Source organism: Sulfitobacter sp. HI0129, from assembly GCF_001635395.1.
GTDB lineage: Bacteria > Pseudomonadota > Alphaproteobacteria > Rhodobacterales > Rhodobacteraceae > Sulfitobacter.
Genome location: NZ_LWGH01000982.1, coordinates 1 through 385 on the forward strand (window position 1 = coordinate 1; position 385 = coordinate 385).

Sequence of the window (385 nt, forward strand, 5' to 3'; positions counted from 1 at the left end):
CGCCCCTCTCGATCCGCGCTTTTCCTTCGACAATTTCGTCGTCGGCAAACCCAACGAACTAGCCATGCCGCCGCCCGCCGGGTGGCCGAAGGTGGGCCGGTCACATTCAACCCGCTGTTCCTTTATGGTGGTGTCGGCCTCGGCAAGACACACCTGATGCATGCGATCGCTCGTGAACTGGGCCAGCGGCAACCGGAAATGAACGTGCTCTATCTTTCCGCCGAGCAGTTCATGTACCGTTTCGTGCAGGCCCTGCGCGATCGGACGATCATGGATTTCAAGGAGCTTTTCCGCTCCGTCGACGTGTTGATGGTGGATGATCTGCAATTCATCGCGGGCAAGGACAGCACGCAGGAAGAATTCTTCCACACCTTCAACGCGCTGG

The 385-nt window shown here is 58.7% G+C and carries 1 pseudogene; it reads left to right on the forward strand.

Going from position 1 to position 385, the window contains the following annotated elements:
* Positions 1-385 (forward strand): annotated as a pseudogene (locus A3764_RS21510) (DnaA ATPase domain-containing protein); the annotation flags it as partial.